Origin of the sequence: Enteroscipio rubneri, assembly GCF_963929405.1 — a bacterium.
GTDB lineage: Bacteria > Actinomycetota > Coriobacteriia > Coriobacteriales > Eggerthellaceae > Enteroscipio > Enteroscipio rubneri.
In genome coordinates this window covers 161,764-177,172 of the sequence record NZ_CAWVIN010000003.1, presented here as the reverse complement: position 1 = coordinate 177,172, position 15,409 = coordinate 161,764, and the positions used below count along the sequence as shown (strand labels likewise).

13 protein-coding genes and 1 other RNA gene are annotated in these 15,409 nt (G+C 62.4%); 13 read left to right on the top strand and 1 reads right to left on the bottom strand.

Annotation, left to right across the window (positions count from 1 at the left end; translation table 11 throughout):
• Positions 1 to 52 precede the first annotated feature (52 nt).
• The 13 genes from ABGT83_RS08025 to ABGT83_RS07965 all read left to right on the top strand — a co-directional run bounded on the left by ABGT83_RS08025 (position 53) and on the right by ABGT83_RS07965 (position 14,389).
• Positions 53 to 445, top strand: coding sequence for a ribbon-helix-helix domain-containing protein (locus ABGT83_RS08025; RefSeq protein ID WP_103265076.1), 393 nt, complete (start codon positions 53 to 55; stop codon positions 443 to 445).
• Positions 442 to 852 carry a type II toxin-antitoxin system VapC family toxin gene (locus ABGT83_RS08020; RefSeq protein WP_129588485.1) on the top strand — a complete coding sequence of 137 codons (411 nt, stop codon included), beginning with the start codon at positions 442 to 444 and terminating at the stop codon, positions 850 to 852. Before ABGT83_RS08025 ends, ABGT83_RS08020 begins: the two co-directional genes overlap by 4 nt.
• A 154-nt stretch (positions 853 to 1,006) precedes the next feature.
• Entirely contained in the window at positions 1,007 to 2,785 is a 1,779-nt protein-coding gene (gene aspS / locus ABGT83_RS08015; RefSeq protein WP_346686904.1) for an aspartate--tRNA ligase, read from the top strand.
• Positions 2,786 to 2,948: 163 nt separating this feature from the next.
• On the top strand, positions 2,949 to 4,946 hold the full coding sequence (locus ABGT83_RS08010; RefSeq protein ID WP_346686902.1) for an FAD-dependent oxidoreductase: 1,998 nt from the start codon (positions 2,949 to 2,951) through the stop codon (positions 4,944 to 4,946).
• A gap of 158 nt (positions 4,947 to 5,104) precedes the next feature.
• Positions 5,105 to 5,198: signal recognition particle sRNA small type (ffs, locus tag ABGT83_RS08005), an RNA gene on the top strand.
• A gap of 35 nt (positions 5,199 to 5,233) precedes the next feature.
• Positions 5,234 to 5,914, top strand: coding sequence for a VTT domain-containing protein (locus tag ABGT83_RS08000; RefSeq protein ID WP_103265079.1), 681 nt, complete (start codon positions 5,234 to 5,236; stop codon positions 5,912 to 5,914).
• 121 nt (positions 5,915 to 6,035) lie between these two features.
• Positions 6,036 to 8,438 carry a DNA polymerase III subunit gamma/tau gene (gene dnaX / locus ABGT83_RS07995; protein WP_346686901.1) on the top strand — a complete coding sequence of 801 codons (2,403 nt, stop codon included), beginning with the start codon at positions 6,036 to 6,038 and terminating at the stop codon, positions 8,436 to 8,438.
• Positions 8,439 to 8,516: 78 nt separating this feature from the next.
• A complete protein-coding gene (locus ABGT83_RS07990; protein WP_103265081.1) occupies positions 8,517 to 8,825 on the top strand; it encodes a YbaB/EbfC family nucleoid-associated protein in 309 nt (102 codons plus the stop codon).
• Between the two features lie 16 nt (positions 8,826 to 8,841).
• Positions 8,842 to 9,438, top strand: a complete 597-nt coding sequence (gene recR, locus ABGT83_RS07985) for a recombination mediator RecR (RefSeq protein WP_103265082.1) — start codon at positions 8,842 to 8,844, stop codon at positions 9,436 to 9,438.
• A 331-nt stretch (positions 9,439 to 9,769) separates the two neighbouring features.
• A complete protein-coding gene (gene mobB, locus ABGT83_RS07980) occupies positions 9,770 to 11,155 on the top strand; it encodes a molybdopterin-guanine dinucleotide biosynthesis protein B (RefSeq protein WP_346686898.1) in 1,386 nt (461 codons plus the stop codon).
• A 67-nt stretch (positions 11,156 to 11,222) separates the two neighbouring features.
• On the top strand, positions 11,223 to 12,368 hold the full coding sequence (locus ABGT83_RS07975) for a 4Fe-4S binding protein (protein ID WP_346686896.1): 1,146 nt from the start codon (positions 11,223 to 11,225) through the stop codon (positions 12,366 to 12,368).
• Between the two features lie 226 nt (positions 12,369 to 12,594).
• Entirely contained in the window at positions 12,595 to 13,011 is a 417-nt protein-coding gene (locus ABGT83_RS07970) for an RrF2 family transcriptional regulator (protein ID WP_103265085.1), read from the top strand.
• Between the two features lie 64 nt (positions 13,012 to 13,075).
• Positions 13,076 to 14,389 carry a cytochrome c biogenesis protein/redoxin gene (locus tag ABGT83_RS07965; protein ID WP_346686894.1) on the top strand — a complete coding sequence of 438 codons (1,314 nt, stop codon included), beginning with the start codon at positions 13,076 to 13,078 and terminating at the stop codon, positions 14,387 to 14,389.
• Between the two features lie 123 nt (positions 14,390 to 14,512).
• On the opposite strand, the gene ABGT83_RS07960 is transcribed toward ABGT83_RS07965, so the two are convergent.
• Positions 14,513 to 15,199: an alpha/beta fold hydrolase gene (locus ABGT83_RS07960; protein ID WP_346686892.1), complete on the bottom strand. Its 687-nt coding sequence runs from the start codon at positions 15,197 to 15,199 to the stop codon at positions 14,513 to 14,515.
• Positions 15,200 to 15,409 lie beyond the last annotated feature (210 nt).

Here is a 15,409-nt window from a genome sequence, read left to right as displayed (position 1 = left end):
TTCCATTGCATGTATAATTCATGCTATAGACATGCGTTGAAGGAGGCCACCTATGCCGGCACTACAAGTGAGGGATTTCCCGGACGATCTGTACGAGCAACTGAAAACCTACGCCGCCAGCCAGCATCGTAGCGTCGCCCAGCAGACCATCGTGGCCGTGGAGCAGATGCTGGCGCATCAGGACGCCTCCCACTTCTGGGACGGCGAGCGGCTCTACCGCGCCGTACGCCCGCGACCCCTCGACTTCGACACCGAAGCCCAGCGAGCCGCCCGCATCGAGAAGCGCAAGGCGCTGTTTGAGGAAATCAAGAAGCTGCCGAAGGTTGAAATGACCGCCGATGATATTGTCTCGATAATTCATGAGGGCAGGGAAGAGCGCTCGCGCACGATCCTTGAAGCGTGTGGCTTCTACGAGGAAGCGGGTCGGATGAGGGAGGCGCTATGATAATCCTCGATTGCAATGCTGCGCTTGCCATCACGCAGGAGCATGCGGAGGGGTGCGCCTTTCAATCCCTGATGCTCGAGGGCGAAGAAACGGTGGCGCCTCGGTTCTTCAAAGTTGAGCTGGCGAATGCGCTCTGGAAACTCGTGCGAGCTGGTGTGATGGACCAAGATGGAGCGAAGGGTCATATCGAGGCTGCGAATAACCTTGTGAGCGAGTTTTGCGAGGATGACGAGCTTGTCGTCGAGGCGCTGTCGGAGGCCGTCCGTCTGAATCATCCGGTGTACGACCTGATGTATCTCGTGCTCGCGCGGCGACACGCGGCCACGTTATTCACGCTCGATCGCAAGCTGCAGCAGCTGTGTTTGGACAACGGGGTGAACTGCGTGCTGACGGATACGGAGTTTTAGAGGGGCCCTCGCGCGCATTTTGCATGAAAAGACGCGATCAGGGGTTTGTTTCCCCTCGTTGGCCTGTACAATGGCTAGGTTTGAGTAACGTCTGCTGCGTCCTGAGCGGACGGCAAATGCAGATAGCATCGCCAAGGAGCAAGGAACCACCACTATGACGGACTTCATGAACGAATACTGCATGCACACCGCTACGTGCGGCGAGCTACGCCGTGGCGACGTCGGCCGCGAGGTCGTGCTCACGGGTTGGGCGTGGCACAACCGCGACCACGGCGGCCTCATCTTCATCGACCTGCGCGACCGCGCGGGCTACACGCAGGTGGTCGTCGACCCCGACTGCGTGAGCGCCGACGACTTCGCGAAGGCCGAGCACCTGGGCCGCGAGTACGTGCTGAAGATCGCGGGCACGGTGCGCGACCGCGGCGCGGAGGCCGTGAACCCCGACATGGCCACGGGCGAGATCGAGGTACTGGCGAAATCCGTCGAGGTCCTGAACACGAGCGTCACCCCGCCGTTCGCCATCGAGGACGGCATCGAGACGGACGAGACCACGCGCATGAAGTGGCGCTACCTGGACATCCGCCGCCCGGAGATGTTCGAGGCCCTGCACCTGCGCCACAAGGTGGCCCAGGCCATGCGCGGCGCGCTGAACGAGCGCGGCTTCCTCGAGGTGGAGACGCCCATCCTGGCGAACTCCACGCCCGAGGGCGCGCGCGACTACATCGTGCCGAGCCGTCCGAACCCGGGCCGCTTCTACGCGCTGCCGCAAAGCCCGCAGCAGTTCAAGCAGATGCTCATGGTGGGCGGCATCGAGCGTTACTACCAGATCGCCCGATGCTTCCGTGACGAGGATCTGCGCGCCGACCGTCAGCCCGAGTTCACGCAGGTGGACATCGAGATGGGCTTCGTGCAGGGCGAGGACGTGATGAACCTCATGGAGGACGTCATGGCCGAGACGCTCGCGGCCGTGGGCGTCGACCACGAGTTCCCCTTGCAGCGCATGCAGTACCGCGAGTCCATGGACCGCTTCGGCAACGACCGTCCCGACACGCGCTTCGGCATGGAGCTCGTCGACATCACCGACATCGTAAAGGACACAGGCTTCAAGGTGTTCTCGAGTGTGGCTCAGTCCGGCGGCGTGGTGAAGGCCATTAACGCGAAGGGCGCGGGCGACTGGAGCCGCGGCGACGTGGAGAAGCTGGCAGACATCGCGGCCGAGAACGGCGCGAAGGGCATGGCCTGGATCGCGTTCACGACCGACGGCAAGGAGAAGAGCCCCATCATCAAGTTCTTCAGCGACGAGGAATTCGTCGCGCTGAAGGAGGCCATGGACGTGGAGCCGGGCGACCTGCTGCTGTTCGCCGCCGACACCTACGAGGTGGCGAGCGCCGTGCTCTCCGCGCTGCGCCTGCACATGGCCGAGGCGCTGAGCGTGCCGCGCGAGGGCCATCAGCTGCTGTGGGTGGTGAACTTCCCCATGTTCAAGTACGACGAGGACGAGAAGAAGTACGCCGCCGAGCACCATCCGTTCACGCACGTGCTCGACGAGGACGTGGACAAGATCGAGAGCGACCCGCTGGCGTGCGGCAGCTACAGCTACGACCTCGTGATGGACGGCTTTGAGGTGGGCGGCGGCACCATCCGTATCCACAACGCCGACGAGCAGCGTGCCGTGCTGCGCACGTGCGGCCTGAGCGATGAGGAGATTGAGGAGAAGTTCGGCCACCTCATCCACGCGCTCGAGCTGGGCGCGCCGCCCCACGGCGGCATCGCGCTGGGCCTCGACCGTCTGGTCATGCTGCTGGGCGGCAAGGCATCCATCCGCGACGTCATCGCCTTCCCGAAGACGAGCAGCGCGTCCGACCCGATGACGGGCGCCCCGAGCGCCGTGACGGGTCGCCAGCTCAAGGAAGTCAACCTGCGCACGCTGTAGCGTACTGGGCGGCGGTCGGCCAAGACTGCCTGATCCGTCCTCAGCCTGTACGCAGCAAAAGCCCGTCGACGGTTCGGCGGGCTTTTGCGTGCGCGGAACCGCTTGAAACTCTGCGGCATCGGCTTCATAATCGATTCCGGAGGAAACGATAAAGGAGGGTTCCATGGAACAGCGTTATCCGCATATCTTCGAACCTCTGACGATCGGGGATATGACGCTGAAAAATCGCATCGTCATGTGCCCGATGGGGAGCAACTTCGGCAAACTGAGCGGCGAGATGAGCTTCGAGCATATCGAATACTACGCGCAGCGCGCCCGCGGAGGCGTCGGGCTCATCATCATGGAGAACGCAAGCGTCGACTCGCCGACCGGCTCCAACGGCACGACGCAGCTGCGGCTCGATCATGACGGGTTTATCCCCCGCTTGCACAAGCTGTGCGAGACGGTGCACCTGGCCGAAGGCCGCATTGCCGTTCAAATCAACCATGCTGGCGCGTCGGCCAGCTTCAGCCGTACCGGCGTCCAGCCCGTATCCGCGTCCGATGTGCCGACCAAAGACGGCGGCGATATCCCGCGTCCGCTTGAGGTCAAGGAAATTCACGAGATCGCTCGGCGCTACGGCGAGGCCGCCAAGCGCGCAGTCATTGCCGGGTTCGACGCAGTCGAGATTCACGGCGGCCACTCATACCTTATCAGCCAGTTCCTTTCGCCACTCACCAACCATCGCACCGACGAGTTTGGCGGAAGCGCCGAGAACCGTGCCCGTTTCCTCGCGCTCGTCGCGCGCGAGGTGCGCGAGCAGGTGGGTCCCCGTTTCCCGGTTCTCTGCCGCATCAGCGCAGACGAGTTCCTGCCTGGCGGTAACACGCTTGACGATTGCCTCGAATACCTGCGCTTCGTCGAAGAGTACATCGATGTGTTCGATGTTTCGGCGGCACTCAATGCATCGATGCACAAGCAGCTCGATTCCCCGTTCTTTCCTGACGGCTGGCGCTCGTACATGGCCCGAGCGGTGAAGGAGCGTTATGGGAAGCCGTGCATTTCGGTGGGCAACTACCGCGACCCCGAGGTGGCCGAGCGGGTGCTCGCGCAAGGCGATGCGGATCTGATCGGCATCGGGCGTGGGCTCATTGCCGACCCCAACTGGGTGCGCAAAGTATGGTACGGACGGGAAGGCGAGATTCGCAAGTGCATCTCCTGCAACATTGGATGCGCAGGCAATCGCATTTCCAGCAATATCCCCATCCGCTGCACCGTCAATCCCGACGTCGTGGGCGGGGATGCCTATTTGCAGCGCCGGGTGAATAAGCCGTGCAATGTCGTTGTCATCGGCGGTGGGACGGCGGGCCTCGAGGCGGCATGCACGGCGGCCGAGGTGGGATGCAGTGTCTTTTTGCTGGAAGAGAAGGAGGAGCTCGGCGGGCTTTCGACTGTCATCGCGAAGATCCCCGAGAAACGTCGACTGGCCGACTTTCCCCACTATCTCGTACAGCGTGCCGCGAAGCTCAAGAACCTGTACGTTTTCACCGGGACGAAGGCGACTGCCGACGCTCTCGCCACGTTCCACCCCGACATCATCGTGAACGCCACAGGTTCGAAGCCGTTGCTGCCGCCTATCGCAGGTTTGCATGAGTTCATTGACCTTCCGGGCGGCGCGGTCAAGTCGATCCAGGGTATGATCGACTCGCTCGACGAATATCCAGACGATGCGGCTGGCAAGCGCGTGGTGGTCATTGGCGGGGGAGCGGTGGGATTGGACGTTGTCGAGTTCTTCGCCAACCGCGGCGCCGATTGCACCATCGTCGATATGCTGCCCCTCATCGGCAACGGACTCGACCCCGTCTCGAAGGTTGCATTCGGCACGATGATGCGCGAAAACGACGTTGAGCAGCTTGTCAACACGGCTTTGATGGAAGTGCGCGCCGACAGCTTTGTGGTGAAGACCGAGGAAGGGGAGCGCGAGCTGTCCTTCGATTACGGGTTCGTTTGCCTGGGCATGAAGGCCTTCAAGCCTGTTTTGGAGGACTTGGAGCAGATCTACGCCGACAATAGCGTGAAGATCATCAACATCGGTGACAGTAGTCGCGCGCGGCGCATCATCGAAGGCACTGAGGAAGGGCGCAATGTGCTGATGGCTCTGGAGAAGCGCGGCTTCCTGTAAGCCGGAAGCGAGGTGCTTGCCTGCGCTGGTCCGAGCGCTTCCGGCGCGTATATGCCGAACCTCTGGGGTCTGTGTGCTTTTGGTTGCTTTCAGGTGGGAAGGGGAGCAGGGAAGATTCTCCTTCGTTTATACTTGACCGGTGTTATGAGAAGTATCCCGGATGGGCCGGGGCGGCGCCATGTTCCGAACCTGGTCAGGTCCGGGAGGAAGCAGCCATAAGGGACCGCTGACGAGCGCCCCTGCCTATCCGGGATACTCGTGTATCAAAGCGAAACCAAAGGGCGTTTGTGGATATCATCAACTTTTTCGTCAACCTGCTCTCCGATCCTCGGGGGGCGATTGCTGGTTGGATCATCGCGCTCGGGCCCCTCTGGGTGTACTCCCCGCTGTTCCTCATCGTGTTCGTGGAGACGGGGCTCGTGTTCTTCCCGTTCTTGCCGGGTGACTCGCTGCTGTTCGCGGCCGGCGTGTTCTCGGCAGATGGCGGCGGGCTGAATGTCTGGGCCACACTGATCGTGTTCTACGTCGCAGCCATTCTTGGCAACACCTCGAACTACTGGATCGCTCGGTTCTTCGGTGCGCGGATTATCGATTCGGGCAAGGTGAAGGCGCTCACGCCCGAGCGCATGGCCAAGCTCGACCACTTCTTCGCGAAGTACGGCGGCCTCACCATCGTCATCACGCGCTTCATGCCGTTCTTCCGCACGTTCGCCCCGTTCATTGCGGGTACGGGCCACATGAATTTCGGCAAGTTCACGCTGTTCAACTGCATCGGCGGCATATCTTGGGTAAGCCTGTTCGTGCTGGTGGGCTACTTCTTCGGCGGCATTCCGTTCGTGCAGGAGCACTTTGAGGTCATCGTGCTGGGTATCGTGGCCGTGAGCGTAGCTCCGGCCATCATCGGTGCGATCAAGGCGGCGACGAGTTCTCGCAAGGGTAAGCAGGCCCCCAAGGCCGACACGGAGTAGCCGCGCCAAAGCGCCTGCTGATGCTGTGAGGGCGGAGAAGGCTGCCGCCGCGTGCGGGGCGATTCTTTTATACTAGGTGCGAGAACTTGAAACGCCTATGGGAAAGCGGGATCCACGCGTCATGTCAGAGGCACTGTACAGAAAATACCGGCCGCAGATCTTCGAGGACGTCGTCGGCCAGGAGCGCATTGAGCGCACGATCAAAAACGCCATTGAGCAGGATAAGGTAAGCCATGCTTATCTGTTCACCGGTCCGCGCGGCACGGGCAAGACCACCACGGCGCGCCTGCTGGCAAAGGCGCTTCTGTGCGAGCACGGACCCACGTCTGAGCCGGACGGAACCTGTGACGACTGCGTGATGATTGCCAACGGCGAGCACCCCGACGTCTACGAGCTGGATGCTGCAAGTCGTACCGGCGTGGAGAACGTGCGCGAAGAGATTATCGGCCGTGTGCAGTTCGCGCCCACGCGCGGCCGGTACAAGGTGTATATCATCGACGAGGTTCACATGCTGTCGACGGCTGCGTTCAACGCGCTGTTGAAGACGCTCGAGGAGCCTCCGAGCCATGTGGTGTTCATCCTGGCCACGACGGATCCCCAGAAGGTGCCCGAGACCATCCACTCGCGCTGCCAGCGATTCGACTTCCGCCGCATTTCGGCCGAGGCCATTGTATCGCGCCTTGGCGCTATCTGTGTGAGCGAGGACGTGGAGTTCGAGGGGGAGGCGCTCGATCTCATCGCGCACCGTGCCGAGGGTGGCATGCGCAACGCGCTCACCTCTCTTGAGCAGCTTATCGCGTTCGGCGAAGGGAAGGTCACGCTCGAGGTTGCCGAACGGCTCCTGGGCGGCGTGGACACGAACGATCTTGCAGAGATCGTCCGCTTTATCGGCCAACGTGACGTGGCGGCGTGCTTTCGCTGGACGGCAGAGTATGTGGAGACAGGAGCCGACCTCGCTCAATTCGCACGCGATCTGTCCGAACACGTGCGCAACCTCTATGTGATGTCGCTCACCGATGCCGATGTGGCGCTCGAGGTGGGCGCTACCGAGCGCCGCCAGTTGACGGGCGAGTTGCCCTTGTTCGGGTCCGACCGTCTTGCACGGCTGCTTGGTGTGTTGGGCGATCTGTCGGCCGAACTCAAGACGTCCACGAATCCACGCCTGTCATTCGAGATCGCGCTTACGCGCATGGTGCGTCCCGATTCCGACCTCACGCTGGCCGGGCTTGCCGAGCGCGTGGAAGCGCTCGAAAGCGGTTATTCCGCTGTCGCGCATGTGACGGGTGCGGATCCTGCCGGCGACGGTTCGCAGATTGCGCGGTCCGCGCCGCCGATCGCCTCCTCGCCAGCATCGAATACGGCCGCCCTCGCTGCGCAGGCAGCATCGACGGGCGTTGCGGACGAGCCGTTTTCCATGCCGCGCGGGCAAGCTCCTTCCGCCGTCCAGAACGGGCGAGGTGAGTCGGACGATCCTGTGCAGACGCTGGTTCAAACGCCCTCGGCTGTCTCCGATCCTGCTGCCCCTCCCGTCCCGGCCTCAGGATCTGTTGCGCCCGAGCCGAGTGCTGCGGAGCCCGCTGCGGCCCCCGCCGTCCCGGCTGCTGCGTCAGTCGCTCGGACGGGGAAAGGCCCCTCTGATCAGTTGATCGCCAGCTTGCGCAACCCCGCTGCGTTGCAGCGGGTGTGGCAGGCCGCACTCGTCGCGCTCAAGAAAAACAAGGCGGCGTACGGCGTGCTCTTCCTCAACACAAAAGCCATCTACGACGAGGCGAAGTCCTTGTTCGTCATCGAGTTTCCTGCGGAGAACGCTTTTGCCTTTAAAGCCGTGCAGAAACCCGATGTGCAAGATGCCGTATCAGCGGCTCTCGTTCAGGCGACCGGAGAGACCCTGGCGTTTGCCTACACGCAGAACGGAACGTCCGTCCCCCCGGCGCCGTCGGCGGCTCCGGTAGAGACGCCGACGATGTCGCCGAGACCGATCGCTCGCGCGGCATCTTCCGCGCGAGCACAGGCCGAAACAGCCGTCTCGCGAGCTGCGCAGCCGCCTGCATCTTCGAATACCGGCGCGCCGATCGCACCGGTCGCCACCTGCCCGGCTTCCGCTCCAGCGCAGCCGGCGAGAGCATCAGTGCCTCCCGCTGCTCCATCGCCGTCAATGTCAGTCGATCCCGACCAGGTGCCGGTCGACCTTTACGACGATCTTCCTCCGTACGAGGACGAGCGTGTGCCCTATGATGACGAGTTCGCACCCGCGCTCGCAGGAGCTTCCGCCGATCGATCGGCGCCTGCGCCCGCCAGGTCTCCCCAGATCCCCGCAGCTGCGCCTGCGGCTTCTGCATCCGTGCCGCTTCCGAGCGTCGGCAGTGCAGCTCCTGCAGCTCCCGATCCCGCTGTCGCAACCGCGCAAGAGGGGGTTCGCGCCCCCGTGTCGGCGGATGCGGTTCTCGACTCGCCTGACGATTTGCGCGCCGTGCTCGAGGCGAGCTTCGGAGACGGCGTCGTTGTCGAGGAAGTGCGGGAGTAGGGGCGGTTCGGCGAGCAAGTGGCGCGCGCAGGAGAAATCGGGCGTTCGAACATACCAATGAGACCGAAAGGCAAGACCATGGACATGAAGAAGATGATGAAACAGGCCCAACGCATGCAGGCTGAACTCGCCAAAGCGCAGGAAGAGATCCAATATCTGGAGTTCGAGGCTACGGCGGGCGGCGGAATGGTCAAGGCGGTGGCAACCGGCGATATGGCCGTGAAGAGCATCTCTATCGACCCCGAGGCGGTTGATCCCGACGACGTTGAGATGCTCGAGGATACGGTGCTCGCTGCCGTCAACGAGGCTCTGCGCGGTGTTTCCGAGGAAAGCTCGCGCCGCTTAAACACCGTGACCGGGGGCATGAACATCCCCGGGCTCATGTAGTCGGAGCGTTTAAGCCGTGCATGCAGCGCCGTCCATTCAAAAGCTCCTTGATGAGCTCGAGCGCCTACCCGGCGTCGGGCCCAAATCCGCGCAACGGATAGCCTATTGGATCCTCAACGCCGATAAGGCGACGGCGCTGCGTCTATCGGAGGCTATTTCAGAGGTGAAGGAGAGCGTGCGGTTCTGTGCGCGGTGCTTCAATTACGCCGAGGACGAGCTGTGCGAAATATGCCGCTCGTCCAATCGCGATGCGCGCTCCATCTGCGTGGTCGGCGAGCCGCGCGATATTCCGCCCATCGAGCGAACAGCCGTATACTCGGGGCTGTATCACGTGTTGGGTGGGGAGCTGTCGCCCATGGAGGGCGTCGGTCCGGACAACCTCCATATTGCCGAGCTTATGAAGCGCTTGGCCTCTGAAGATATCGAAGAGGTTGTGCTTGCCACGAATCCCAACGTGGAGGGCGAGACGACGGCCGCCTATCTGGCGCGTCTCATCAAGCCGCTTGGCATTCGCGTCACGCGTCCGGCAAGCGGCCTTCCCGTTGGCGGCGATTTGGAGTTCGCTGACGAGGTGACGCTTGGGCGCGCTCTCGAGGCGCGTCGAGAGCTGTAGGCTTTTGACGGATGGCGAGTATGCGAGGCGCACCCGTTCTGCAGCGAGGTGGTCAAGCTGCATAAGAAGCGGGCCGGATGCTTGGCATCCGGCCCGCCCGTTTTACGAAAGAAAAAGGGTCCTGCCCCCTCCAAAAACAGAACCCCTTTCTTTAGCGAAGCATCGAAGCCTCTTGTAAAACAGAGCATATTATAAAACAATCTCCACGAAATCACAACAATAGTTTTCGGTGAGCTGTTCTGCTTGCGTGCGGGCGCGCCGGATGCTAAGCCTCACGCGTCGAAGAGGGACGTCATGCTATACTGTGCGCCGAATGCAGAGGGGGGAGCGCATGGTGTACATTCCCAGCCCGGCTGTTGCCGTCGTCGGACGTCACAATTCAGGCAAGACCACGCTCGTCGAGCGGCTCATCGCTGAACTCGTCGCGCGTGGCTTGGATGTGGGCAGCGTGAAGCACCACAGCCATGCGGGCTTCGATATCGACTATCCAGGCAAGGACTCGTACCGCCACCGCGCCGCGGGCGCGCGGGAGGCCGTCATAGCCGCTCCAGGGCAAATGGCATGCATCAAGTCCATCGAAGGTGAGCTGGAGTGCGCGGACATCGTGCGCGGCATGCCCGGTCACGACATCGTCGTGGTGGAGGGCTACCGAAAAAGCGGCTTGCCCACCATCGAGATCATGCGTGCGGCCAACGAGTCTGATGCGCGCGCGGCTTCCGTGTTCGCCGAAGGTGCGCGGTGCGGTTGGCCGCTCGGCGCCGATTTCACTCAGCTTGCGCGCGAGCGCGTCGTGGTGGAGCGCGGGGCATACAGGGCTGCCCTTGGCGCGGGAAGCCTCGATACAAGTGCGTGCGAACTGGCGGCTTCGGGCGCGTCTGACGACGTCCTGGGCGCGCCCGGCGAGGGCGATGACCGATCCTTGCCGTCGGGTATCGACTGTGTCGATATTGTAGGCAAGCTGCCTACGGCAAGCACGGTCGCTGTCGTCACTGACATCGACGAGGCTCGGCGTGCCGCAGTATCCTACGGCGTGCCGGCGTTCGATCCGGACGACGTGCGTGCGCTGGCAGACTTTCTCGAACAGCGTTTCGCGCGGCCCCGAGTGACGGTGGTCATCCAGGCGGGCGGGGAGAGTCGCCGCATGGGCCGCAGCAAGGCGACGGTGGCCTTTGCCGGTCGGCCCCTCATCTGCCGGCTGGTTGAGCGCCTTGCTCCAGCGGCTGACGAGCTGATCATCACGACGAACGAGCCGGAGAATCTTGAATTCTTGAAAGACCGGTATCCGGAGCACGGCATCCGGCTCGTGCCCGATGCTCGCACCGTGCGCGGTGCGCTCCCGGGACTCTACACGGCGCTTCTGGCGGCGAGCAATCCGTACGTGGCCGTGGTGGCGTGCGACATGGTGTTTGCCAGCGCGTCACTCGTGGTGGCCGAGTCGCTTGCCATGAACGAATCGGGTGCGGACGCCGTCGTTCCTTCGAACAAGCACGGTTTCGAGCCGTTTCACGCGCTCTACCGGAGAGCGGGATGCTTGTCGGCCGTGCAAGCGGCGCTTGATCGGGGCGAGAAGCGCGCCCAGGCGTTCTTTTCCGAGGTCAACGTGTGTGAGTTTCCGCAGGAGCGGGTGCTCGAAGCTGAGCCGATGGGCGGCTGCTTCATCAATGCGAACACGCCGGAGGAGCTGCGCTCCATCGAGGAATCGTTCCTCGGAAAATAAGGACGCGCATGTTAGTCTCCTCGGGGGCGAGTGTGAAAAGGAACGAAGAAAGGCGGAATGGGCGGGCATGCCGAATCTTGTAGATATCATGGAAGTGGCCGAGGCGCTCGAGAGTAAAGCGGTGTATCTGGCGGTAGACCGTTGCGTTGCCGTTCGCAACCGCCATGCATCGTGCCGCAGATGCACCGATGCCTGTCCGATGGATGCCGTGCACGCCGAGCACAACGTGCTCTCGATCGATACGGAGCGCTGTGTTGCATGCGGCGCTTGCACGACCGTCTGCCCGACGGAGGCTCTCATTCCGCTTCAGCCGCTCGACGAGGATTTGGCGTCGGCTATTGCCTCCTCGGTGGTTGCCGCAGGCGGACCGGCCGTATTCGCCTGCGCGCGCATCGCTTCGAAGCATCGAGGCGATCCTTCGAAGTATGCAGAGGTTCCTTGTCTCGCGCGTCTTGAAGAGAGCGTGCTGCTGGGCCTCGCCGCCCGCGGGGTGGACGAGATCCTGCTGGTGGACGGCACGTGCGATACGTGCCGGTTCCGTTCGAACGTGGCGGGCATCGACGCCACGGTGAAGTCGGCCAACAGCCTCATAGCTGCGCAGGGCTGCGCCGTCCGCGTGGAACGGGCCTCGGATTTTCCCGAGCATATCGTGCTGGAAGACAAGCGCAGCCTGCTGGGGGCTTCACGTCGCGGGTTCTTCTCGCAGGCGCGCTCGCGTGCGAAGGACGCAGCCGAGAAGACGGTAGAGGTGGCTTTCAAGAACGAGAAAGAGGGCGCGCCCACGCTGCGCGATCGACTGCGCATGTCCGATTCCGGCACACTTCCACAGTTCAACCCGCAACGAAGGATGCGCGTGCTCGACGCGATGGACGGATTGGGCGTGCCGGTTGCGGACGAGATCGATACGCGCCTGTTCGGTACCGTTGCCATCGATCTTGAGGCGTGCAGCTCCTGTGGCATGTGCACGGTGTTCTGCCCTACGGGCGCGCTCGCCAAAAGCGATTTGAAGCCCGAGGAAGGAGAGGGAAGCTTCCTCGAGTTTTCGGCGGCTGACTGCGTGCAATGCGGGTTGTGCGCCGACGCCTGTCTCAAGGACTGCCTCGAAGTCGACTCCGTCGTCTCCACCGACGAGCTGTTTGATTTCGAGCCGCGCCTCATTCACCTGCTGAATCCTCCGGCACGCCCAGCCATCCTTTCCAGTTTGAAGCGCTAGCCGGCTCGGTTCGTGGATATCTTGTCGACGGGTAAACTGTATCTAGCTTCTGTACAGAAAATACTGTATAAATGATGAATACAGTTAGGTTGCAAAGCGCCGTCCGAGGTTCAGCATGCGCACCGCGGAAGAATCCGAGCGGAAGTGCTTGCGCCTCTTGTCCGATATGCGCCGACGAGGCCGTTGTCGTGCGCAGGATGTTCGGTATGAAGAAAGCAGGTGTACTATGAACAGCGATTTTGTCGTTGCGGTTCATGCGCTCGTGTACTTGAACCATAAGGCCGACGTCGTATCGAGCGAGGCGCTGGCTGATAATATATGCACAAACGCGGCGCGCGTGCGCAAGGTGATGGCCCCTCTCAAGCGCGCCGGCTTCGTGGAGACACGGGAGGGAAGCGTTGGCGGCTATCGGTTCGCCGCCGATCCTGCCAAGACTGATCTGAAGCAGGTGGCCGACGCGCTTGGCGTTCGATTCGTCCAGTCATCGTGGAGAAGCGGCGATACTGATATGGAATGCCTTGTGGCCTCGGGAATGGCGGACATCATGGACGATATCTTCGTTGATCTCAATGAGCGCTGCCGCGAGCGGTTAGCGCTCACAAGCGTGGCCGACATCGACGCGCGCATCTTCGGCAGCGTATAAAGCATCCGGCCTCTTGTTGAGGCCTTGACCCTGTACATGTTTCGCGACCCGCAAGGAGGCCGCCATGGGTTTTTCTCTCGAGACGAGCGTCCCCGCCATCACCGTGTTCATCCAGGGATTGTTGAGCTTCTTCTCGCCCTGCGTGCTCCCGCTTATTCCGTTGTACGTGGGGTATCTTGCCGGGGGCACGGCGAAGCGGGGCGAGGACGGCACCTTTGAGTATCCACGTGTGAACGTACTCATGAACACGGTGTTCTTCGTTGTGGGCGTGAGCTTTGCGTTCTTCCTGCTGGGCTTCGGCTTCACGGCGCTCGGTCAGTTCTTCACAGGCAATCAGCGTCTGTTCTCCATCCTGGCGGGTCTCGTCATGGCGGCATTCGGCTTGTACATGCTCGGCGCATTCGGCAAGGCTCGCGCCATCGAGACGCAGCGGCGACTGCCGTTCCGTCTCGACCGCTTCGCCATGAATCCGCTCGTGGCGCTCGTGCTCGGCTTCACGTTCAGTTTTGCGTGGACGCCGTGCGTGGGCCCGGTGTTGGCGAGTGTGCTGCTCATGGCGTCGTCGAGCGCTTCCGCGGCTACGGGGTTTCTGCTCGTGGGCGTGTACACCCTCGGGTTCGTGCTGCCGTTCTTGGCGGTGGGCCTGTTCACGGGCGAGGTGCTGAGGTTCTTCAAGTCGCATGGCAACGTGGTGAAATACACGGTGAAGGTGGGCGGCGCGCTACTCATCGTCATGGGCATCATGACCATAACCGGGTGGATGAACGGCGTGACCAGTTACCTGTCGTCGTTTGGCGCCGCGCCGGCTGCGCAGGAGCAGCCTGCCGACCAGGGTACGGCAGACGGTGACTCGAAAGCCGGTTCCGGTTCGCCGGACTCCGATGCGGGTTCGGCTGGGCAAGCGGATTCCGATGTGCAGCAGGCTCCTCTCGTAGATCTTGTGCTCGTGGATCAAAACGGCGTGGAGCATACCTTGTCGGACTACAGGGGCAAAACGATCTTCCTGAACTTCTGGGCCACCTGGTGTGGGCCATGCCAACGCGAACTGCCTGATATCGAGGCGCTGTACAACGACCGCGGTAAGAATGAAGGCGATCTCGTGGTGCTTGGCGTGGCAAATCCCAAGACCGACGAGCACCCGCAGAATAGCGATGCGAGCGTGGAAGAGGTGAAGGCGTTCATCGACGAGCACGGCATCACGTACCCCGTGCTCATGGACACGTCGAGCCGACTTTTCGGCGCGTACGGCATCATGTCGTTTCCGACGACGTTCATGATCGACAAGGACGGCAACGTGTTCGGCTACGTATCGGGCATGCTCACGGCCGATGTCATGGACAGTATTGTCGAGCAGACCATATCGGGCGTGCGAAGCTAGCGCGAACGCGATCGAAGCGTGCAACCCTCCTTGGATGGGCTGCACGCTTCGCAATCCTGCGAGGCTATCGCGGGGCCGTGGTGGACCCGATGGCTATCCATGCTCCGGAAACGTGCACGCTGCCTACGGGGCAAGAAGGAACCGCTCGACCGCATCGTTGAATGCTTCGTGGTTGTCGCGGGCGATAAAGTGATCGCCGGGAATGATGGCCAATTCGGCGCAGGGTAGGCTTGCGGCGATAAGGCGGGTGTGCTCCTCCTCGATCATGTCTCCGGTGCCGGCAATCACGAGGGTCGGCACGGCAAGGTCGGCAAGATCGGCCGGGTCGATATGCGGTTCCTCGGCCATGAGGCGCACAAGCTCGTATTTCCGCTGCGTGTCGGCATCCTCGTAGGGCGCGTTGCCACGGTATGCCTCGTGCTTCGCGCGAATGCGTTCGCGCAGGCCGGGTTCGACGCCCTCTGGGAACAGGTTGGCGCCGTTGAGCACCATGCGCTCGACGCGATCGGGGTGCTCAAGCGCGAACAGGAGCGCAATGATGCCGCCGTCCGAGAAGCCGAGGAGGTTCGCTCGCGGAAGTTCGAGTTCGTTCAGGAAGTTTTCGAGATCGCGGGCGAATTGCGCGAACGTGAACGGCGCGTTGCCGCGCGGCGACGCGCCGTGTCCGCGCGTATCGACCGCGATGGTGCGGAATCGCTGTGAGAATCGTTCGATCTGATGTACGAAGTACCCGCCGTCCTCGCCGTTTCCGTGAAGCAGGATGAGCGGATCGCCCGTTCCCTCTTCCCGATAGTGCAGATAGCTTTCCATATCCTCCTCTTTCATCCGGAAGGCCGCCGTCCGGAGGGCCATCGCTTCGATGCGCCTATGATAGCGCATTCCCTCCCGCCGGGACTCAGTGGCAGGCAATCGCCGAATTCGGGAATCAGGATAGGGACTCAGAACCGCCGAGGCGTTTCGTTCCCGGATAAGGCCAGGTCACAACAGTCCCATCTTTTCCGACGCAGTCCCGCGTCCGCT